General features: G+C 39.0%; 13 protein-coding genes. 12 read left to right on the top strand and 1 reads right to left on the bottom strand.

The window, feature by feature from the left end; all coding sequences use genetic code 11:
* The first annotated feature begins 103 nt into the window (after positions 1-103).
* Positions 104-1,045, top strand: a complete 942-nt coding sequence (gene trxB, locus FFM59_RS01095; protein WP_137601221.1) for a thioredoxin-disulfide reductase — start codon at positions 104-106, stop codon at positions 1,043-1,045.
* Between the two features lie 27 nt (positions 1,046-1,072).
* Here the strand turns inward: trxB and FFM59_RS01090 are convergent, their stop codons facing one another.
* Positions 1,073-1,681 carry a TetR/AcrR family transcriptional regulator gene (locus tag FFM59_RS01090; RefSeq protein WP_137601220.1) on the bottom strand — a complete coding sequence of 203 codons (609 nt, stop codon included), beginning with the start codon at positions 1,679-1,681 and terminating at the stop codon, positions 1,073-1,075.
* A gap of 237 nt (positions 1,682-1,918) precedes the next feature.
* Here FFM59_RS01090 and FFM59_RS01085 point away from each other — a divergent pair, with 237 nt between their 5' ends.
* The 11 genes from FFM59_RS01085 to whiA all read left to right on the top strand — a co-directional run bounded on the left by FFM59_RS01085 (position 1,919) and on the right by whiA (position 17,867).
* Positions 1,919-3,904, top strand: coding sequence for an ABC transporter ATP-binding protein/permease (locus FFM59_RS01085; protein ID WP_137601219.1), 1,986 nt, complete (start codon positions 1,919-1,921; stop codon positions 3,902-3,904).
* Positions 3,905-4,199: 295 nt separating this feature from the next.
* Positions 4,200-5,924: a phospho-sugar mutase gene (locus FFM59_RS01080; protein ID WP_137601218.1), complete on the top strand. Its 1,725-nt coding sequence runs from the start codon at positions 4,200-4,202 to the stop codon at positions 5,922-5,924.
* Between the two features lie 47 nt (positions 5,925-5,971).
* A complete protein-coding gene (locus FFM59_RS01075) occupies positions 5,972-6,613 on the top strand; it encodes a YfbR-like 5'-deoxynucleotidase (RefSeq protein WP_137601217.1) in 642 nt (213 codons plus the stop codon).
* Positions 6,614-6,725: 112 nt separating this feature from the next.
* Positions 6,726-8,729 (top strand): excinuclease ABC subunit UvrB, encoded by a 2,004-nt coding sequence (gene uvrB / locus FFM59_RS01070; RefSeq protein ID WP_137601216.1) that lies wholly within the window; start codon positions 6,726-6,728, stop codon positions 8,727-8,729.
* Positions 8,730-8,753: 24 nt separating this feature from the next.
* A complete protein-coding gene (gene uvrA / locus FFM59_RS01065) occupies positions 8,754-11,591 on the top strand; it encodes an excinuclease ABC subunit UvrA (RefSeq protein ID WP_137601215.1) in 2,838 nt (945 codons plus the stop codon).
* Positions 11,592-11,651: 60 nt separating this feature from the next.
* On the top strand, positions 11,652-12,125 hold the full coding sequence (locus tag FFM59_RS01060; protein ID WP_137601214.1) for an S-ribosylhomocysteine lyase: 474 nt from the start codon (positions 11,652-11,654) through the stop codon (positions 12,123-12,125).
* Between the two features lie 188 nt (positions 12,126-12,313).
* Positions 12,314-13,537 carry an argininosuccinate synthase gene (locus FFM59_RS01055; protein WP_137601213.1) on the top strand — a complete coding sequence of 408 codons (1,224 nt, stop codon included), beginning with the start codon at positions 12,314-12,316 and terminating at the stop codon, positions 13,535-13,537.
* A complete protein-coding gene (argH, locus tag FFM59_RS01050) occupies positions 13,537-14,919 on the top strand; it encodes an argininosuccinate lyase (RefSeq protein WP_137601212.1) in 1,383 nt (460 codons plus the stop codon). The genes FFM59_RS01055 and argH overlap by 1 nt, the downstream gene beginning before the upstream one ends.
* 102 nt (positions 14,920-15,021) lie before the next feature.
* Positions 15,022-15,906 carry an RNase adapter RapZ gene (gene rapZ, locus FFM59_RS01045; RefSeq protein WP_137601211.1) on the top strand — a complete coding sequence of 295 codons (885 nt, stop codon included), beginning with the start codon at positions 15,022-15,024 and terminating at the stop codon, positions 15,904-15,906.
* Complete coding sequence (gene mgfK, locus FFM59_RS01040) at positions 15,903-16,910, top strand: gluconeogenesis morphogenetic factor MgfK (protein WP_137601210.1); 1,008 nt, start codon at positions 15,903-15,905, stop codon at positions 16,908-16,910. The genes rapZ and mgfK overlap by 4 nt, the downstream gene beginning before the upstream one ends.
* Before the next feature lie 15 nt (positions 16,911-16,925).
* Entirely contained in the window at positions 16,926-17,867 is a 942-nt protein-coding gene (whiA, locus tag FFM59_RS01035; RefSeq protein ID WP_137601209.1) for a DNA-binding protein WhiA, read from the top strand.
* Positions 17,868-17,979: the final 112 nt, after the last annotated feature.

The following is a 17,979-nucleotide window of genomic DNA, read 5'->3' as shown; positions in this document are numbered from 1 at the left end:
CCGCCACTTTTTTACTTACTTTTTGTGAGCTAAAGTAGTCGACAAAAATCATAATTCAGTGTATTGTAAAATAATTAGATTAGGAATTTTAGGAGGAAAGAACATGGCAAAAAGTTATGATGTGATTGTTATTGGGGCAGGGCCTGGTGGAATGACTGCTGCGCTATATGCTTCACGGGCCAATCTATCCGTATTAATGTTAGATCGCGGAATTTATGGCGGTCAAATGAATAACACCGCTGAAATCGAAAATTATCCCGGATTTAAATCAATCCTAGGACCTGATTTGTCCAAAGAAATGTATGAAAGTTCCACTCAATTTGGAGCTGAATATGCATATGGAACGGTTGCTAGTATTGTAGACCATGGCGACGTGAAGACAGTTACGACTGATATGGAAGAGTATGAAACCAAAGCAATTATTATTGCGACTGGTTCACAATATAGGAAGTTAGGGGCTCCAGGTGAGGCTGAATTATCTGGTCGTGGAGTTTCATACTGTGCTGTCTGTGATGGTGCCTTCTTTAAGAATAAGCACGTGGTCGTTGTCGGTGGTGGAGATTCAGCCATCGAGGAAGGTATTTACCTGACTCAATTAGCTGACAAAGTCACAGTAGTTCATCGTCGTGATAAATTACGCGCCCAAAAAGTAATTCAGGATCGCGCTTTTGCGAATGATAAGATGGAATTCATTTGGAATAGTGAAGTGACTGAAATCAAAGATGACGATCAAAAAGTTGGCGGTGTGCACATTAAGAACAACCAAACTGGTGCTGAATCTGATATTGATGCTAACGGTGTTTTCATCTATGTTGGAGTCTTACCAATGACTGATTCATTCCAAAACTTAGGTATTCTTGACGACCAAGGTTGGGTAATCACCAACGATCAGATGGAGACGAATGTACCTGGAATTTTTGCAATTGGTGACGTGCGAGACAAAAAGTTACGTCAAATTACCACTGCGGTCGGTGATGGTGGAATTGCCGGGCAAGGGGTCTTCAATTACATTGAAGAATTAAAAGACAATAAAACAGCGGTTTAAAACAAAAAATGATTAACGAATTTTTCGTTAATCATTTTTTTTGATTAGTCCATACATTAAGATATTCAGTACTTCTTGTTCTAGATTAGTGTGTGAATGGCGGGGATGTGGTCCCAGAATGCCACGGTTTTTGGGTAAACGACTATATTGGACAATCATATCTACATACATCAGCATTGCCTCTAGTGTGACGCCGTCTTGCAATTGATTGGTCTTTTTGAGTTGCTCATAAACAGCGGTCACGATGTCTTTAGTCATGGCTTCTTGTGCAGCGATGACTTCGGGATTACTGAAAAAGGCAATATTCATAAATTCATCAAATTCAGCGTTGTGTAAATTGCTGGTGTGCGATTCTACTAAATCATCAATTCGCTTCATAGTTGACATGACATCATCAGTAGAGGTGGCTAAGTTTAATTTAATTAACGATGCGACTTCAGTTAACTTCTTGATGGTAATTTCTGTGAGTAATTCTTCTTTGCTGGCGAAATATTTGTAAAAAGTCACAACCGAAACGCCGGAAGATTTGGCAATTTCCCGAATGTCAGTTTTTTTAATACCTTTATCGGAAAACATTTTTTCAGCTGTTGCCAGGATTTTGGCGCGGGTTAGTTTCTTCTTTTCTTCGCGTTTCATAGGCTGCTCCTCTCTAGATGGATAACACTTACTCAAGATTATTAACCAGTTAAGGCGTAAGACTATACAGACATTGTTTAACTATGATTAACTGAGTATAGACGATATTTTAACAAGCTATATTCTATCATAAATCTAAGAAAAGTTAAACATTTGAAGAAAATGTTAACCTTTCTTGACTTAAAAAAATGCTTGGGTTATCATTACTCGTATTCAAAAACAAAAGGAGATAATTCGATGTCATACTTAGAACTTAAAGATATTCATAAATCGTATTTTCTTGGAAAAGAAGAATTTCCCGTTTTAAAAGGGATTAATTTAAAATTTGAGTTAGGTGAATTTGTTTCAATTCTTGGGGAATCAGGTGGTGGTAAATCTACCTTGATGAACATTATTGGTGGTTTGGACCGAAAGTTTGAGGGCCAAGTCTTAGTCAATGATAAAGCACTTGATCATCATAAAGAAAAAGAAATGGACGAATACCGTCGTGGAACGATTGGTTACATTTATCAATCTTACAATTTGATTAGTCATTTAACGGTCCTAGATAACGTGCTCACTTCGCTGGAAATGGCACAATTGAGCCAAGCTCAACGAGTTGAACGAGCTAAAGAAATGCTGAAAAAAGTTGGTTTGGAAGATCAAATCAAAAAGCATCCTAATCAATTATCTGGTGGACAAAAGCAACGGGTTGCCATTGCGCGAGCTTTGGCGGCAGACCCAGAAATTATTATTGCCGATGAACCAACAGGAGCACTTGATTCGGTTAACACTGAAGAAGTCCTTGAAATTTTAAGAAACATTGCTGCTGAAGGTAAATTGGTCATTGCGGTTACCCATTCACAAGATGTAGCTGATTTTGGGACTCGAATTGTGCATCTTGAAGATGGAAAAGTGGATTACGACAAGCAAATCCGCGAAAAATATCCAGAAGTATCCAATGAATCAAAAATTGAAAGTCGCAAATTACCAGCTAGTGCCAGTTATAGCAATGCGTGGAAGCATCTAAAATATAATTTTGGTCGTAACTCTTTGATTATGATAGGAACGGCGATTGGACTGTTTGCTGTCCTGTTATTTAGTGGGTTAGGCAATGGAATTAAGGGTTATATTAATGATCAAGTTAATTCCTTAGTCAATCCGAATGCCATGATGGTTCAGCGATATACAAAGACTTCCGGCTCAGCATCGAGTCAAAGTGAGGCTTGGGCACAAGCTGCATCAGCTGATCCAACTACGACTTCATTTAGTGAAGCACAAATTAAAAAGATGGCTAACTTGAAACATGTTGATTCTGTTGAATCAATGTATGTCGCTGCCAATATGAAATTTAGTTTGAGTGGTCGTGATTATTCTTTAGCCACCGTTCAATCATGGACCAAGTTATTTTCAAAGGACATGCTCAAGGCAGGGACCTTACCTGGTAAAGATGAAATTGCGGTTGATAAAAAGACCGTTGCTAAGGTATATAATACTAAGGATTGGAAATCAGTCGTTGGTAAAAAGATTGCCGTTAAATGGACAACTACCGATGACAACGGCATGCCAGTGCAAGTTTCAAAAGATTTAACGATTTCCGGGGTTGTTGATGCTGGTTCAAGTGGGGCTTCAATGAATGCGATGTCTGGAGAAACAATGAAGGACACTTTGAAAGCGGCAGGTGCAACAACCAAGCCTTCTGCAACGGTTGTCAATGTTGATAATTCTAAGAATGTTGATTCAGTTGAAAAGAAAGTTAATAGTATCAAGATGGATAACAAGCGGGTCTTCAAAGCTAATACAGTTGGTAGTGCGCTGAAGACAGTTAATACGATTGTTGATTTGGCCACCTATGTCTTGATGGCGATTGCTGGAATTTCATTGGTCGTTTCAGCCTTGATGATTATTGTTTCAATGTACATGTCAGTATCAGAACGAACCAAAGAAATTGGAATTTTGCGGGCTTTAGGTGAAAGTAAAGCAGATGTGCGTCGTTTGTTTACAAGTGAATCATTACTGATTGGACTCATCTCTGCTGCACTCGCAACTGTGCTTGCGTTTGGCCTAGGGTACTTATTGAATCAATTCTTGTATACAATTGCGAAGTACGATTTGATTCAAATATCCGCAACAAACATTTTGACGACCTTTATTCTCGCCATTGTGATTTCCTTCTTAGCAGCCTTACTTCCTGCTAGAAGTGCTGCTAAGCTCAATCCAATTGATGCTTTGGCTGCAGACTAAAAAGTGCGATTTACCTTGGGTAGCTCATGAGTATAGGCTAGGATAGCGAAGGATTATGTAGTTGGAAATCGAGCTACCCGTACCTAAACGCAATGAGTTAAGGTTAAGAGCCGGTTTCAAAAAAGTGCGATTTACCTTGGGTAGCTCATGAGTATTGATTTGAGGTAACGAATAAAATAATTGTTAATGTGAAGCAGCTTTTAATCTTTTGATTTGAAGGCTGCTTTTTATGTACCGACGAAATCAAATGCGGTATACTTAATAGCGAAAACGGTTACGAAAAGGAGATAGACTAGTGAGCTGGAAAGATACTTATCAAATTTGGAACAATGAAAAAAATTTAGATGCTGACTTAAAAGCACAATTAGATCAATTAAATGGTAAAGATGAACAATTAGAGGACGCATTTTACGAACCAATGTCATTTGGAACGGCGGGAATGCGTGGATTGCTCGGACCCGGCATCAATCGGATGAACATTTATACGGTTCGCCAAGCCACTGAAGGTCTGGCAGTATTCATGGATACGCTGGATCAAAGTGTCAAAGAACGTGGAGTGGCGATTGCCTTTGATTCACGCCATTACTCAACTGAATTTGCTCATACGGCAGCGGCCGTCTTAGGTGCCCATGGCATTAAGTCATTTGTCTTTGAAAGCTTGCGTCCAACACCAGAACTGTCATTTACGGTTCGTCACTTGCATACCTATGCTGGTATTATGATTACAGCTAGTCATAATCCAAAAGAATATAACGGGTACAAGATTTATGGTGAAGATGGCGGTCAAATGCCACCAAAGGAATCAGACTTAATCACAAGCTACATTCGTAAAGTTGAAAACATGTTTACGATTAAAACGGTCGCTGAATCAGAATTATTAGCCAATGGCACGATGAAAATTATTGGTGATGATATTGATCAAGATTATTTAAAAGCGGTTCAAACTGTCACCATCAACGCTGATTTAGCTAAAGAGCAAGGTAAGGATATGAAGTTGGTTTATACACCACTTCATGGAACTGGCCAAATGCTTGGTGAAAAAGCGTTGCAAAATGCTGGCTTTACAAATTATGAAATTGTCCCAGAACAAGCCATTGCAGATGGTGATTTCCCCACGATTAAAAAACCAAATCCTGAAGATGCAGCTGCCTTTGATCTCGCTATCAAATTAGGTAAAAAGGTGAATGCAGATGTCTTGATTGCTACCGATCCAGATGCTGATCGTTTGGGCACCGCCGTGCATTTACCAAATGGTGAATATCAACTATTGACCGGGAACCAAATTGCTTCTGTCATGTTACATTACATTTTGGAAGCTCATAAGCAAGCCGGTGATTTACCGAAGAATGCTGCTGCGGTTAAATCAATTGTTTCAACTGAATTTGCTACTAAGATTGCTCAAAGCTATGGCGTTGAAATGATTAATGTGTTGACCGGCTTTAAATACATTGCCGAACAAATCGAACATTTTGAAGCCACCGGTGAACATACATACATGTTTGGCTTTGAAGAAAGTTACGGTTATTTGGTGAAACCATTTGCCCATGATAAAGATGCCATTCAATCACTTGTTTTGTTGGCTGAAGTGGCAGCCTTTTATCGTAGTCAAGGCAAAACACTGTATGATGGCCTCCAAGAATTATTCAAGGAATATGGCTATTTCAGTGAAAAAACGATTTCAAATGTCTATGATGGCATCAACGGTGCCGATGAAATCAAAGCGTTAATGAAGAAGTTCCGCGAAGAAGCCCCAACGGCCTTTGCTGGTCATCAAATTGTTAAAACTGAAGATTTTAGTTTGCAAACTGAAACAGACGCACAAGGTAATGTGACTAAACTCGCCTTACCAACAGCGAATGTGTTGAAGTATATTTTGGATGACGAAACGTGGATTGCTATTCGTCCTTCAGGAACAGAACCTAAGTTGAAGTTTTATATTGGAACGAGTGCTGAAAGTAAGGATGCGGCTGACCAAAAAGTGACTGAATTTGAACAAGCACTGAATGATTTTAGTAAGTAATCAACTAGTCTGGGAAACCAGACTTTTTTTGAAGGGAGAAATGTACGATGGGGATGCATCAATATTTAAATAGTTTAAGTGATTTAGAAATGATTAGTCGTGCACCGGGTTACTTTAAATTTGAAAAGCACACGGTCGCTGCTCACTCATTTAAAGTGGCGCAAGCTGCTCAGATGTTGGGTGATATCGAAGAACAGGCCGGTAATCAAGTTGATTGGCGGAGATTATACGAAAAAGCACTCAATCACGACTATACCGAACGTTTTATTGGCGATATCAAAACGCCGGTGAAGTATGCCACTAGTGAATTGCGACAAATGTTAGCGGATGTTGAAGACTCATTGACTGAAAACTTTATTAATAATGAAATCCCAACTGAGTTCCAAGATGCTTATCGCCGTCGGTTGTCAGAAGGTAAAGATGATACACTTGAAGGCCGAATTTTGTCTTTAGCAGATAAGATTGATTTAATGTATGAATCGTACGGTGAGATTCAAAAGGGCAATCCGGAGCCAGTTTATCTGGAAATTTATCGTGAAAGTTTAAGTACGATGCTGGAATTTAAACAGATGGCCAGTGTGCAATATTTTGTTCATAAAATTTTACCCGAACTAATTGCGGATAATGTGAATAAAAATAATCAATTGGACGCAATTACAAATCAAATTTTAAAGCAAATTGAGGACTAATCTGATTGCTAGACGAATGCATGTTCGTATGGTAAGATTGACTGACATGAAAAGGAAAGCATGTGCTTTCCTTTTTCTTTACGACTAAGAAAAGATTCAGGGGGATTAAAGAATGATTTATCGTCAAGAAGATAAAGATTTTGAACTTATATCACCATATAAACCAACTGGTGATCAACCTACTGCAATTCAAGAATTAACCGATGGCATTGAATCGGGTGAAAAATCACAAATATTGCTTGGAGCAACAGGGACAGGGAAGACATTTACAATTTCAAATGTCATCAAAAATGTTAATAAACCAACATTAATTTTGTCTCATAATAAGACTTTAGCGGGTCAATTGTACGGAGAATTTAAACAATTCTTTCCCAATAACGCGGTCGAATATTTCGTAAGTTACTATGACTATTACCAGCCAGAAGCTTACGTACCTTCAAGCGACACCTATATTGAAAAAGATTCTGCTATTAATGATGAAATTGATAAATTACGACATTCTGCGACTAGCTCTTTGTTAGAACGTAAGGATGTTATTGTTGTGGCTTCTGTTTCTAGTATTTTTGGTTTAGGGGATCCTAATGAATATCGTGATCATGTCTTATCATTGCGAGTTGGGATGGAAATCGAACGGAATCAATTGTTACGTGAATTAGTAGATATTCAATTTGAACGCAATGACATTGACTTTCAACGTGGTCGTTTTCGTGTCCATGGGGATGTCGTCGAAATTTTTCCAGCGTCACGTGATGAACGAGCGTTAAGAATTGAGTTTTTTGGTGATGAAATTGACCGAATTAGAGAAGTTGATTCATTAACTGGAGAAGTAATTGGTGACCGTGATCATGTTTCTATTTTCCCGGCCACTCACTTTATGACCAACGATGATATCATGGCCACAGCCATTGATAATATCGAAAAAGAACTGGAAGATCGATTAAAAGAATTAGATAAAGAAGGTAAATTATTAGAGGCGCAACGACTCAAGCAACGGACTGAATATGATATTGAAATGATGCGTGAGATGGGTTATACCTCAGGAATTGAAAATTATTCTCGGCATATGGACGGCCGCAAGCCAGGCGAACCACCATATACTTTGTTAGATTTCTTTCCAAAAGACTTCTTATTAGTGGTAGATGAATCGCATCAGACAATGCCACAAGTCCGGGGGATGTATAAGGGAGACCGTTCTCGGAAACAAATGCTGGTTGATTATGGTTTCCGTTTGCCCAGCGCCTTGGATAATCGGCCATTACAGTTACCCGAATTCGAAAAACATATCAATCAAGTTATTTACATGTCTGCCACTCCAGGACCATATGAATATGAGCAAACTGATAAAGTAGTTCAACAAATTATTCGTCCGACTGGCTTACTGGATCCAAAGATTGAAGTGCGACCGGTGATGGGACAAATTGATGATTTGGTTGGCGAAATCAATCTTCGGATTGAGCGTAATGAACGGGTGTTTATTACGACTTTGACTAAAAAGATGTCGGAAGATTTGAGTGATTATCTCAAAGATTTAGGATTGAAAGTTAAATATTTGCATAGTGATATTAAAACACTGGAACGAACGCAAATTATCCGCGATTTACGATTAGGTAAATTTGACGTATTGGTCGGGATTAACTTGTTGCGGGAAGGTATTGATGTTCCAGAAGTTTCTTTAGTCGCCATCTTGGATGCTGATAAAGAAGGTTTCTTACGGAATGAACGTTCATTGATTCAAACAATCGGACGGGCTGCCCGGAATGAAAACGGTATGGTAATCATGTATGCCGATACAGTGACAGATTCAATGAAGTCCGCAATGGATGAAACTAGCCGTCGTCGTAAAATTCAAGAAGACTATAACATTGAACATGGAATTACGCCACATACCATCAAAAAAGAAATTCGTGATTTAATTTCGAGTGTCAAAGAAACTGATGATACTGGGACTGAAGATGAATTTACTCAACAAGACTTTGCTGATATGGCCAAAGATGATCAAAAAGAAATGATTAAGCAACTAGAAGAACAAATGAAAGCAGCAGCTAAACGATTAGATTTCGAACAAGCAGCAACACTTCGAGATACCGTGATGGAACTGAAGTCACAGATTGGTTAATTGCATTCGTAGGGGGAAAACAAAGTGGCAAATGATAAAATTGTGATTCACGGAGCACGAGCACATAATTTAAAAAATATTGATGTGTCAATTCCAAAAAATAAATTAGTGGTTGTGACAGGACTTTCAGGATCTGGGAAAAGTTCATTAGCATTCGACACTCTGTACGCAGAAGGACAAAGACGTTATGTAGAAAGTCTTTCGTCGTATGCTCGTCAATTCTTGGGTCAAATGGATAAACCTGATGTGGATTCAATTGATGGTTTGTCACCCGCAATTTCGATTGATCAAAAAACAACGTCGAAAAATCCACGTTCGACGGTTGGAACGGTCACTGAAATTAATGATTACCTCCGCTTATTATGGGCCAGAGTGGGGACTCCAATTTGTCCCAACGATGGGACTGAAATTACGAGTCAATCACCTGAGCAGATGGTCGATGCAGTGTTAGATCTACCAGAACGTACCAAATTACAAATTTTATCACCAATTGTTCGTGATAAAAAAGGTGGACAAAAAAAGAACTTAGCCAAAGCTAAACGCGAAGGTTTTGTTCGTGTGCAAGTTGATGGTGAAACTTATGATGTTGATGAAGTGCCTGAATTAGACAAAAATGAACGTCACAATATTAATATTGTGGTTGATCGAATTGTGGTCAAAGAAGGAATTCGTTCTCGCCTCTTTGATTCATTTGAAGCAGCACTGCGCCTCAGTGACGGTTATGCGGTGGCCGACATTATCGATGGTGAACAAATTCCATTTTCTGAATCTTATGCCTGCCCAGTTTGTGGCTTTACTGTGGGTGAAATGGAACCCAGACTATTTTCTTTTAATGCGCCCTTGGGTGCGTGTCCAGAATGTGAAGGCTTGGGGATGAAACTTGAAGTCGACCAAGATTTGATTGTTCCTGATCCTACTTTGACTTTACGAGAAGGGGCGATTGCACCTTGGAACCCAATCTCGTCACAATATTACCCAGAATTACTCTTACAATTTGCCACTCAATTTAGAATTGACATGGATAAGCCATTTAATAAGTTAACCACGCGTCAGCAAAATATGGTTTTAAATGGTCATCCAGGACATACTTTCCATTTCCATTATGAAAATGATTTTGGCGGCGTGCGCGATGTCGATGTTGAATTTGAAGGTGTTTTGAGAAACGTTGAACGGCGTTATAAAGAAACTAATTCTGACTTCACTCGTGATCAAATGCGCAAATACATGACAGAATTAACGTGTCAAACTTGTCATGGATATCGTTTGAATCGTGAAGCACTCAGTGTCAAAGTTGGTGGAATTCATATTGGTGAAGCATCAGAAAAGCCTGTTAGTGATGAAATTCCATTTTTCAGTTCATTGAAATTGTCCGAACAAAATGAAATGATTGCCAAACCTATTTTAAAAGAAATTCGAGATCGACTGTCATTCTTACAAAATGTGGGATTAGATTATTTAAATTTGAGTCGGTCCGCTAGAACGTTATCTGGTGGGGAAGCACAACGAATTCGTTTAGCCACCCAAATTGGTTCTAATTTATCGGGTGTGATGTATATTTTGGATGAACCTTCGATTGGGTTGCATCAACGTGATAATGATCGATTAATTGAATCCTTGAAAAAAATGCGTGATTTAGGCAATACGCTAATTGTGGTCGAACATGATGAAGATACAATGAGAGCAGCAGACTACCTAGTCGACATCGGTCCTGGAGCTGGTGAACTGGGTGGAGAAGTGATGGCTGCTGGTACTCCTAAACAAGTTGAAAAATCACGTAAATCTTTAACGGGTCAATATTTGGCCGGTAAGAAATTTATTCCAGTTCCGTCAGAGCGACGCGTTGGTAATGGTAAAAAAATCACTATTACTGGGGCTACTGAAAATAACTTAAAAAATATCGATGTTGATTTTCCTTTAGGCAAATTCATTGCCGTTACTGGAGTATCTGGTTCTGGTAAATCGACTTTAGTTAATTCAATTTTGAAAAAAGTATTAGCGCAAAAAATTAACCGTAATTCTGAAAAACCGGGTAAGTATAAGTCAGTCAAGGGTGTTAAAAATATTGAGAAGATTATCGATATTGACCAATCACCAATTGGCCGGACGCCTCGGAGTAACCCCGCAACTTATACTGGAGTATTTGATGACGTGCGTGGATTATTTGCTCAAACTAATGAGGCCAAGTTACGTGGTTATCAAAAAGGTCGGTTCAGTTTTAACGTGAAGGGTGGACGTTGTGAAGCATGTAAAGGCGATGGAATTCTCAAGATTGAGATGAATTTTTTGCCAGACGTGTATGTACCATGTGAGGTCTGTCATGGTAAACGTTACAACTCTGAAACGTTAGAGGTTCAGTATAAAGGTAAGACAATTGCTGATGTGCTAGACATGACTGTGGCGGAAGCATTGGAATTCTTTAGTGCATTGCCAAAAATTACACGTAAATTGCAAACTATCGTGGATGTTGGTCTTGGTTATGTCAGCATGGGGCAATCAGCCACCACTTTATCTGGTGGTGAAGCTCAACGGATGAAATTAGCTTCAGAATTGCACAAGCAATCAACTGGTAAAAGTTTCTATATTTTGGATGAACCAACAACTGGCTTACACACAGAAGACATCAAGCGATTATTGGGCGTGCTACAGCGTTTAGTAGATGCTGGTAACACGGTCTTAGTCATTGAACACAATTTGGATGTGGTTAAATCAGCTGATTGGCTCATTGACTTAGGCCCAGAAGGTGGCGCTGGCGGTGGAACTGTGATTGCCACTGGGACCCCAGAAACCATTGCAGAAGTACCAGAAAGTTATACAGGTCAATATTTAAAACCAGTTCTGGAACGAGATGCAGCTCGAAACTAGTCTTGAATTTTATTTTCAGACTCGTAAAATGATAGTGTACTAAAAAAGGAGCGATTGAGAATGGCAAAAATTGAAAGTTTTGAATTAGATCATACTAAAGTTTTAGCACCATACGTTCGTTTAATTACAGTAGAAGAAGGACCAAACGGCGATAAAATCTCTAATTTTGATTTACGCTTAGTCCAACCAAATGTTGATGCAATTCCTACAGCGGGATTGCACACAATTGAACACATGCTTGCTGGCCTTTTGCGAGACCGGATGCAAGGAGTGATTGATTGTTCACCATTTGGTTGTCGAACAGGGTTTCATTTAATCATGTGGGGTGAACACACCACAACTGAGGTGGCTAAGGCTTTGAAGTCATCATTAGATTTCATTGGTAATGAAGCAACTTGGGATGATGTTCCTGGCACAGCAATTGAAAGCTGTGGTAATTACAAGGATCATTCACTATTTTCCGCACAAGAATGGGCAAAAAAGATTTTGAGTGAAAAAATTTCTACTGATCCATATGTTCGTAAAGAAATTTAACAATTAAAAAAATAAACCAATTATGAATAATGATTGGTTTATTTTTATGCAGTAAAAAGTGAATACATTCAATTATTTTGAATAAAACGCACCTTTTTTCAGAAAAGAATGAATAAATACTTGATTACTTATTTTATTAATGTTAATATTCTCTGTATAATAATTCATGAAAACAAGGAGAAGTTTAAATGGCAAATAAAAAAGTAGTATTAGCATATTCAGGCGGACTTGATACATCGGTTGCAATTAATTGGTTGAAGGACAAAAATTATGACGTAATCGCAGTTTGTATCGACGTTGGTGAACAAGGTAAAGACTTGGATTTCATTCATGATAAAGCACTTAAAGTTGGTGCAACTGAATCAATCGTGATTGATGCCAGAGAAGAATTTGCCAGTGACTATGTCATGGTAGCCTTACAAGGACACGCATTGTATGAAGGAATCTATCCTTTGTTGTCAGCTCTTTCACGTCCTTTAATTTCGAAAAAACTAGTAGAAATTGCAAAGGAAAAAGGTGCTACAGCCATTGCTCATGGTTGTACCGGTAAAGGAAATGACCAAGTTCGTTTTGAAGTTGCTATCAAAGCTTTAGCACCAGAAATGACGATTGAAGCACCAATTCGTGATTGGCACTGGTCACGTGAAGAAGAAATTGAATACGCTAAGGAACACAATGTTCCAATTCCTATAGATTTGGATAGTCCATATTCAATTGACCAAAACCTTTGGGGACGTGCCAATGAAGCCGGAGTGCTCGAAGATCCTTGGGAATCAGCTCCAGAAGATGCTTTTGATATCACGACACCAATTGCTAAAACACCTAATGAACCTGAAATCATTACCATTGAATTTAAAAAAGGTGTTCCAGTTGCTTTAAACGATACTAAGATGAGTGTCGCAGCATTAATTCAAAAACTTGAAAAGATTGCCGGCAAACATGGAATTGGTCGAATCGACCATATCGAAAACCGTTTGGTTGGAATTAAATCTCGTGAAGTTTACGAAGCACCTGCAGCTGCAGTATTAATGCATGCACATAAGGACCTCGAAGATTTGACCTTTGAACGTGATTTAGCTCATTTCAAGCCAATCATTGAACAGAAATTAGCTGATACAATCTATAACGCTTTGTGGTTCTCACCATTGATGGACGCAATGAAAGCATTCTTGGCATCAACGCAAGAAGTAGTCAATGGAACTGTTCGTTTGAAGTTATTCAAGGGTAATGTCATTACACAAGGACGTAAATCAGCTAACTCACTTTACAATAAGAACCTAGCAACTTACACATCAGCTGACGAATTTGATCAACAAGCAGCAGTTGGCTTCATCAAGTTATGGGGACTACCAACGACGGTTTATTCACAAGTCCAAGATAAAGTGGCGAAAGAGAAAGATGGGATTCAATAATGAGCACTAAGAAACTATGGGGCGGCCGGTTTGCCGAATCAACTGAACAATGGGTCGATCAATTTGGCGCATCAATTCCGTTTGACCAACAATTAGCAAAGCAAGATTTAGAGGGCTCTTTGGCACATGTAAAAATGCTGAAGAAAACTGAGATTTTGCCAGCAGCAGATGCTGATGCTATCGTGGCAGGATTGGAAAGTTTACAAAAGCAATTGGCAGCAGGTGAATTGGAATTCACGATTCAAAATGAAGATATCCATATGAATCTAGAAGCCATTTTAGCTGAACAAATTGGACCAGTCGCAGGTAAACTGCATACTGCCCGTAGTCGAAATGATCAGGTAGCTACCGATTTTCATTTGTATGTTAAGCAACAGATACCAGCAGTCATTGAAGAGTTAAAGGCTCTCCAAAAGGTGTTGATTGACATGGCGGAAGCTAACGTGGAAACGATTATGCCGGGTTATACGCATTTGCAACATGCGCAACCTATCTCATATGCACATTATCTGTTAGCATACTTCGATATGTTCCAACGTGATATTGAAAGATTTGAATTCAATATGAAGCATACAGATATTTTGCCATTAGGGGCAGCTGCCTTGGCAGGAACGACTTTCCCGATTGACCGTGAATTTAGTGCGCAAGAACTCGGGTTTGGGGATGTCTATCATAATAGTTTGGACGCAGTATCAGATCGTGACTTTGCGCTAGAATTCTTGAGTAATGCGTCAATCATGATGATGCACTTCTCTCGTTTCTGTGAAGAAATCATTTTGTGGTGTTCTTATGAGTTTAATTATTTGGAATTATCAGATCAATTTTCAACTGGGAGTTCTATCATGCCCCAAAAGAAAAACGCTGATATGGCCGAATTAATTCGTGGTAAAAGTGGCCGTGTCTATGGCGATTTAATGGGCTTACTGACGGTCATGAAATCTTTGCCATTAGCCTACAATAAGGATATGCAAGAAGATAAAGAAGGCGTCTTTGATACCGTGAAGACTGTTATGCCTAGTATTAAAATTTTCACGCAGATGTTGGCAACTGCAACTATTAAGAAGGAACATATGGCACAGGCCACACGGAATGATTTTTCAAATGCCACTGAATTAGCTGATTATCTAGCTAGTAAAGGAATTCCTTTTCGTGAGGCTCATGCAATTGTTGGTAAGTTAGTGCTTAAGGGATTGGAAACAGAAACTAATTTGCAAGATATTCCTTTGGCTGAATATAAAAAAATTTCGCCATTAATTGAAGAAGATGTCTATCATGATCTCCAAAGTGAAGTCGCGGTAGAACGTCGGAACTCACTGGGTGGGACTGGGTTTAAACAAATCAAACAAAATATTGACCGTGCCAAGCAACTTTGGCAAGCATAAATGAGAAGTCGAGATGAAAATCTCGGCTTTTTGAGTCCAACTATATAAAAAGACACACCAGGTATGTTACAATTATTGAAATGCGAATTCGGAGGAATGATTGTGGATAAAAAACTTGAAGTTATTTTAGTCACCGGCATGAGTGGTGCTGGCAAGACAGTCGCAATTCAAAGCCTAGAAGATTTAGGATACTTTGTTGTCGATAATATGTTACCTAATTTAGTCGTTCGTTTCTTAGATATTATTAAAGAAGCGGGTGAAGTCAATAAAGTTGTGATGGTCATTGATTTAAGATCAAAGGGTTTTTATCCATTATTAATGCCAGTCATTGATGATTTACGCAAACAAGCTGATTTGCATATGCAGTTACTGTTCTTAGATTCCACCGATGAAGAAATTGTTTCTCGCTATAAGGAAACGCGCCGATCACATCCATTAGCACCGCAAGGAAGAGTTTTGGTTGGGATTGAAACGGAACGGGCTCTCTTGGCTGAAACTCGTTTAGCAGCAGATGTTACGATTGATACGTCAAATCTAACTCCGCGCGAGTTCAGACAGCGAATTATGGACCATTTTAATGAAGATCAAGCGGTCACTTTTCACGTTGAAGTTATGTCGTTTGGTTTCAAATATGGGCTGCCGTTAGATGCAGATATTGTCATGGATGTGAGATTCTTGCCCAATCCATACTACGTTAAGGAACTGCGAGATTTAACTGGTCTTGATCAATCGGTCAGTGATTATGTTTTTAGCCAACCTAACGCAGATAAATTTTATGATCAATTTTTGAGTTTAATTCAAACCACCTTGCCTGGATATGAAAAAGAAGGCAAACAAAATCTAACCATCGCGATTGGTTGTACCGGTGGTCAACATCGGTCAGTGGCAATCGCGTCAAAATTAACCAATGATATCAAACAAAAATATCAAGTCAATCTAAGTAATCGCGACATTGAAAAGAGAAAGGAATCTAGTAATCGGTCATGACAAAAATAGAAAAGTTTCACCGTCCTAAAGTTGTTGTGATTGGTGGAGGAACAGGTTTACCTGTTATTTTAAAGGGTTTACGAAATCAAAATGTTGATATCACTGCAGTCGTTACGGTCGCAGATGATGGTGGGTCTTCTGGCGTTTTGAGAAACTACATTAACGTGGTTCCACCAGGGGACATCCGCAACGTTTTGGTATCAATGTCAGATATGCCTCAATTGACGTTAGATATTTTTCAATATCGATTTGATAGTTCAGATTCGTTTTTTGCCGGCCACGCGATTGGTAATTTAATTATTGCGGCACTGGCGGAAATGAAGTCCGGGGTGTTTGAAGCGGTTCAAGAATTGTCAAAAATGATGCACGTGAATGGTCACGTCTACCCTGCGGCCAATGAACCATTGGTGTTGAACGCTGAGTTTATGGATGGTAGTTTTGTTGCGGGAGAATCCGAAATTACGGCAGCGCACAATAAGATTAAGCGCGTCTGGGTCACCCCTTCTGATGATAGTGATGGACATAGTGCTGAAGCTGTCGAAGAAGTGATTGATGCAATTATGAATGCAGATCAGATTGTGATTGGACCGGGTAGTTTATTTACTAGTATCTTACCCAACTTAATGATTGAGAATGTCGGAAAGGCAGTGTGTGAAACACAGGCCGAAGTAATTTATATTTGCAATATTATGACTCAATTGGGCGAAACTGATGCAATGACGGATGCAGACCATGTCCGCATTTTGAATCGTCATTTGGGCCAAAACTTCGTCAATACGATTTTAGTGAATACCACGGAGGTCCCTGAAGATTACATGGATTATCATAAGTGGAATGAACTATCGAAACAGGTTCAACACGACTTTCAGGGTCTGCGAGAACAAAATGTCCGTGTAATTTCTAATGATTTTCTTCGATTAGAAGATAATGGTGCCTTTCATGACAGTAAGATGGTTGTCGCTGAATTAATGAATCGGCTGCATGCGGTTAAAAATTGTAGCTAAGTAGGAGGTGACAAAATGTCATACGCTAGTGAAGTGAAAAAAGAATTAACTGGCTTAGAAGTCCATTTGAACAATGCTAAAGCAGAATTGATGGCGTTGATTAGAATGAACGGCTCGTTAAATATTGCCAATCACAAATTGGTATTGAATATCCAAACTGAAAATCCAGCAATTGCTCGACGTATTTATCAATTGCTGAAAGATTTTTATCACGCTGAAAGTGAATTAGTGGTTCGGCGTAAAATGAAATTGAAAAAAAATAATCTCTATATTGTCCGACTTCGAAATGATGCTGAGAGTGTTTTGGACGACTTAGGGATTTTACAAGGCTTACAAATTAAAGAACAAGTTCCCGTTGAGATGCTGTCTGATGAAGGAATGGTACGTTCTTATTTACGTGGTGCATTTTTGGCAGGTGGATCGGTCAATAATCCAGAAACATCACGTTATCATCTGGAGGTTTATTCATTATATGAAGAACATAACAACATGTTGGTTGATATGATGAATGAATTTGACTTAAATGCGCGTTCGACACCGCGGAGAAGTGGTTACATTGTTTATTTGAAAGAGGCAGAAAAAATTGCTGATTTCTTATCTTTAATTGGTGCCACGAACGCAATGTTGAAATTTGAAGATATTCGAATCGTCCGCGACATGCGCAACTCCGTGAATCGACTGGTTAATTGTGAAACAGCAAATATGGACAAAATTGCCACTGCTTCGAACCAACAGATTGAAAATATTAAATTAATTGATTCAAAAGTAGGTCTTGGCAGTTTGCCAGTTAAATTGCGCGAAATTGCAGAGACTCGTTTAGCAAATGAAGAAGTCAGTTTAAAAGAACTAGGGGAATTGATTCCGAGTGGGGCTATCTCTAAATCTGGAGTAAATCATCGACTGCGGAAGCTGAATGCCTATGCAGAACAATTACGCCAGGATGGTTTAGCGGGATAAAAATGACTTGTAGAACCAATTCTAAAAATATTTGTACAAAAAACTCTCTGAGGATGTCGCTACGCTCCATTCCTCGTAACCATATCAAGAAATAAAACTGCCCTCAAGATTT

Source organism: Paucilactobacillus nenjiangensis, assembly GCF_005405445.1.
Classification (GTDB): Bacteria; Bacillota; Bacilli; order Lactobacillales; family Lactobacillaceae; genus Paucilactobacillus; species Paucilactobacillus nenjiangensis.
Note: the sequence above shows the minus strand (reverse complement) of the source record. Positions and strands in the feature narration are given on the sequence as shown.

Coding starts and splice junctions, on each gene's coding strand:
- trxB (WP_137601221.1), top strand. CDS start 104: ATGGCAAAAAGTTATGATGTGATTGTTATTGGGGCAGGGCCTGGTGGA.
- FFM59_RS01090 (WP_137601220.1), bottom strand. CDS start 1,681: ATGAAACGCGAAGAAAAGAAGAAACTAACCCGCGCCAAAATCCTGGCA.
- FFM59_RS01085 (WP_137601219.1), top strand. CDS start 1,919: ATGTCATACTTAGAACTTAAAGATATTCATAAATCGTATTTTCTTGGA.
- FFM59_RS01075 (WP_137601217.1), top strand. CDS start 5,972: ATGGGGATGCATCAATATTTAAATAGTTTAAGTGATTTAGAAATGATT.
- uvrB (WP_137601216.1), top strand. CDS start 6,726: ATGATTTATCGTCAAGAAGATAAAGATTTTGAACTTATATCACCATAT.
- FFM59_RS01060 (WP_137601214.1), top strand. CDS start 11,652: ATGGCAAAAATTGAAAGTTTTGAATTAGATCATACTAAAGTTTTAGCA.
- FFM59_RS01055 (WP_137601213.1), top strand. CDS start 12,314: ATGGCAAATAAAAAAGTAGTATTAGCATATTCAGGCGGACTTGATACA.
- argH (WP_137601212.1), top strand. CDS start 13,537: ATGAGCACTAAGAAACTATGGGGCGGCCGGTTTGCCGAATCAACTGAA.
- mgfK (WP_137601210.1), top strand. CDS start 15,903: ATGACAAAAATAGAAAAGTTTCACCGTCCTAAAGTTGTTGTGATTGGT.
- whiA (WP_137601209.1), top strand. CDS start 16,926: ATGTCATACGCTAGTGAAGTGAAAAAAGAATTAACTGGCTTAGAAGTC.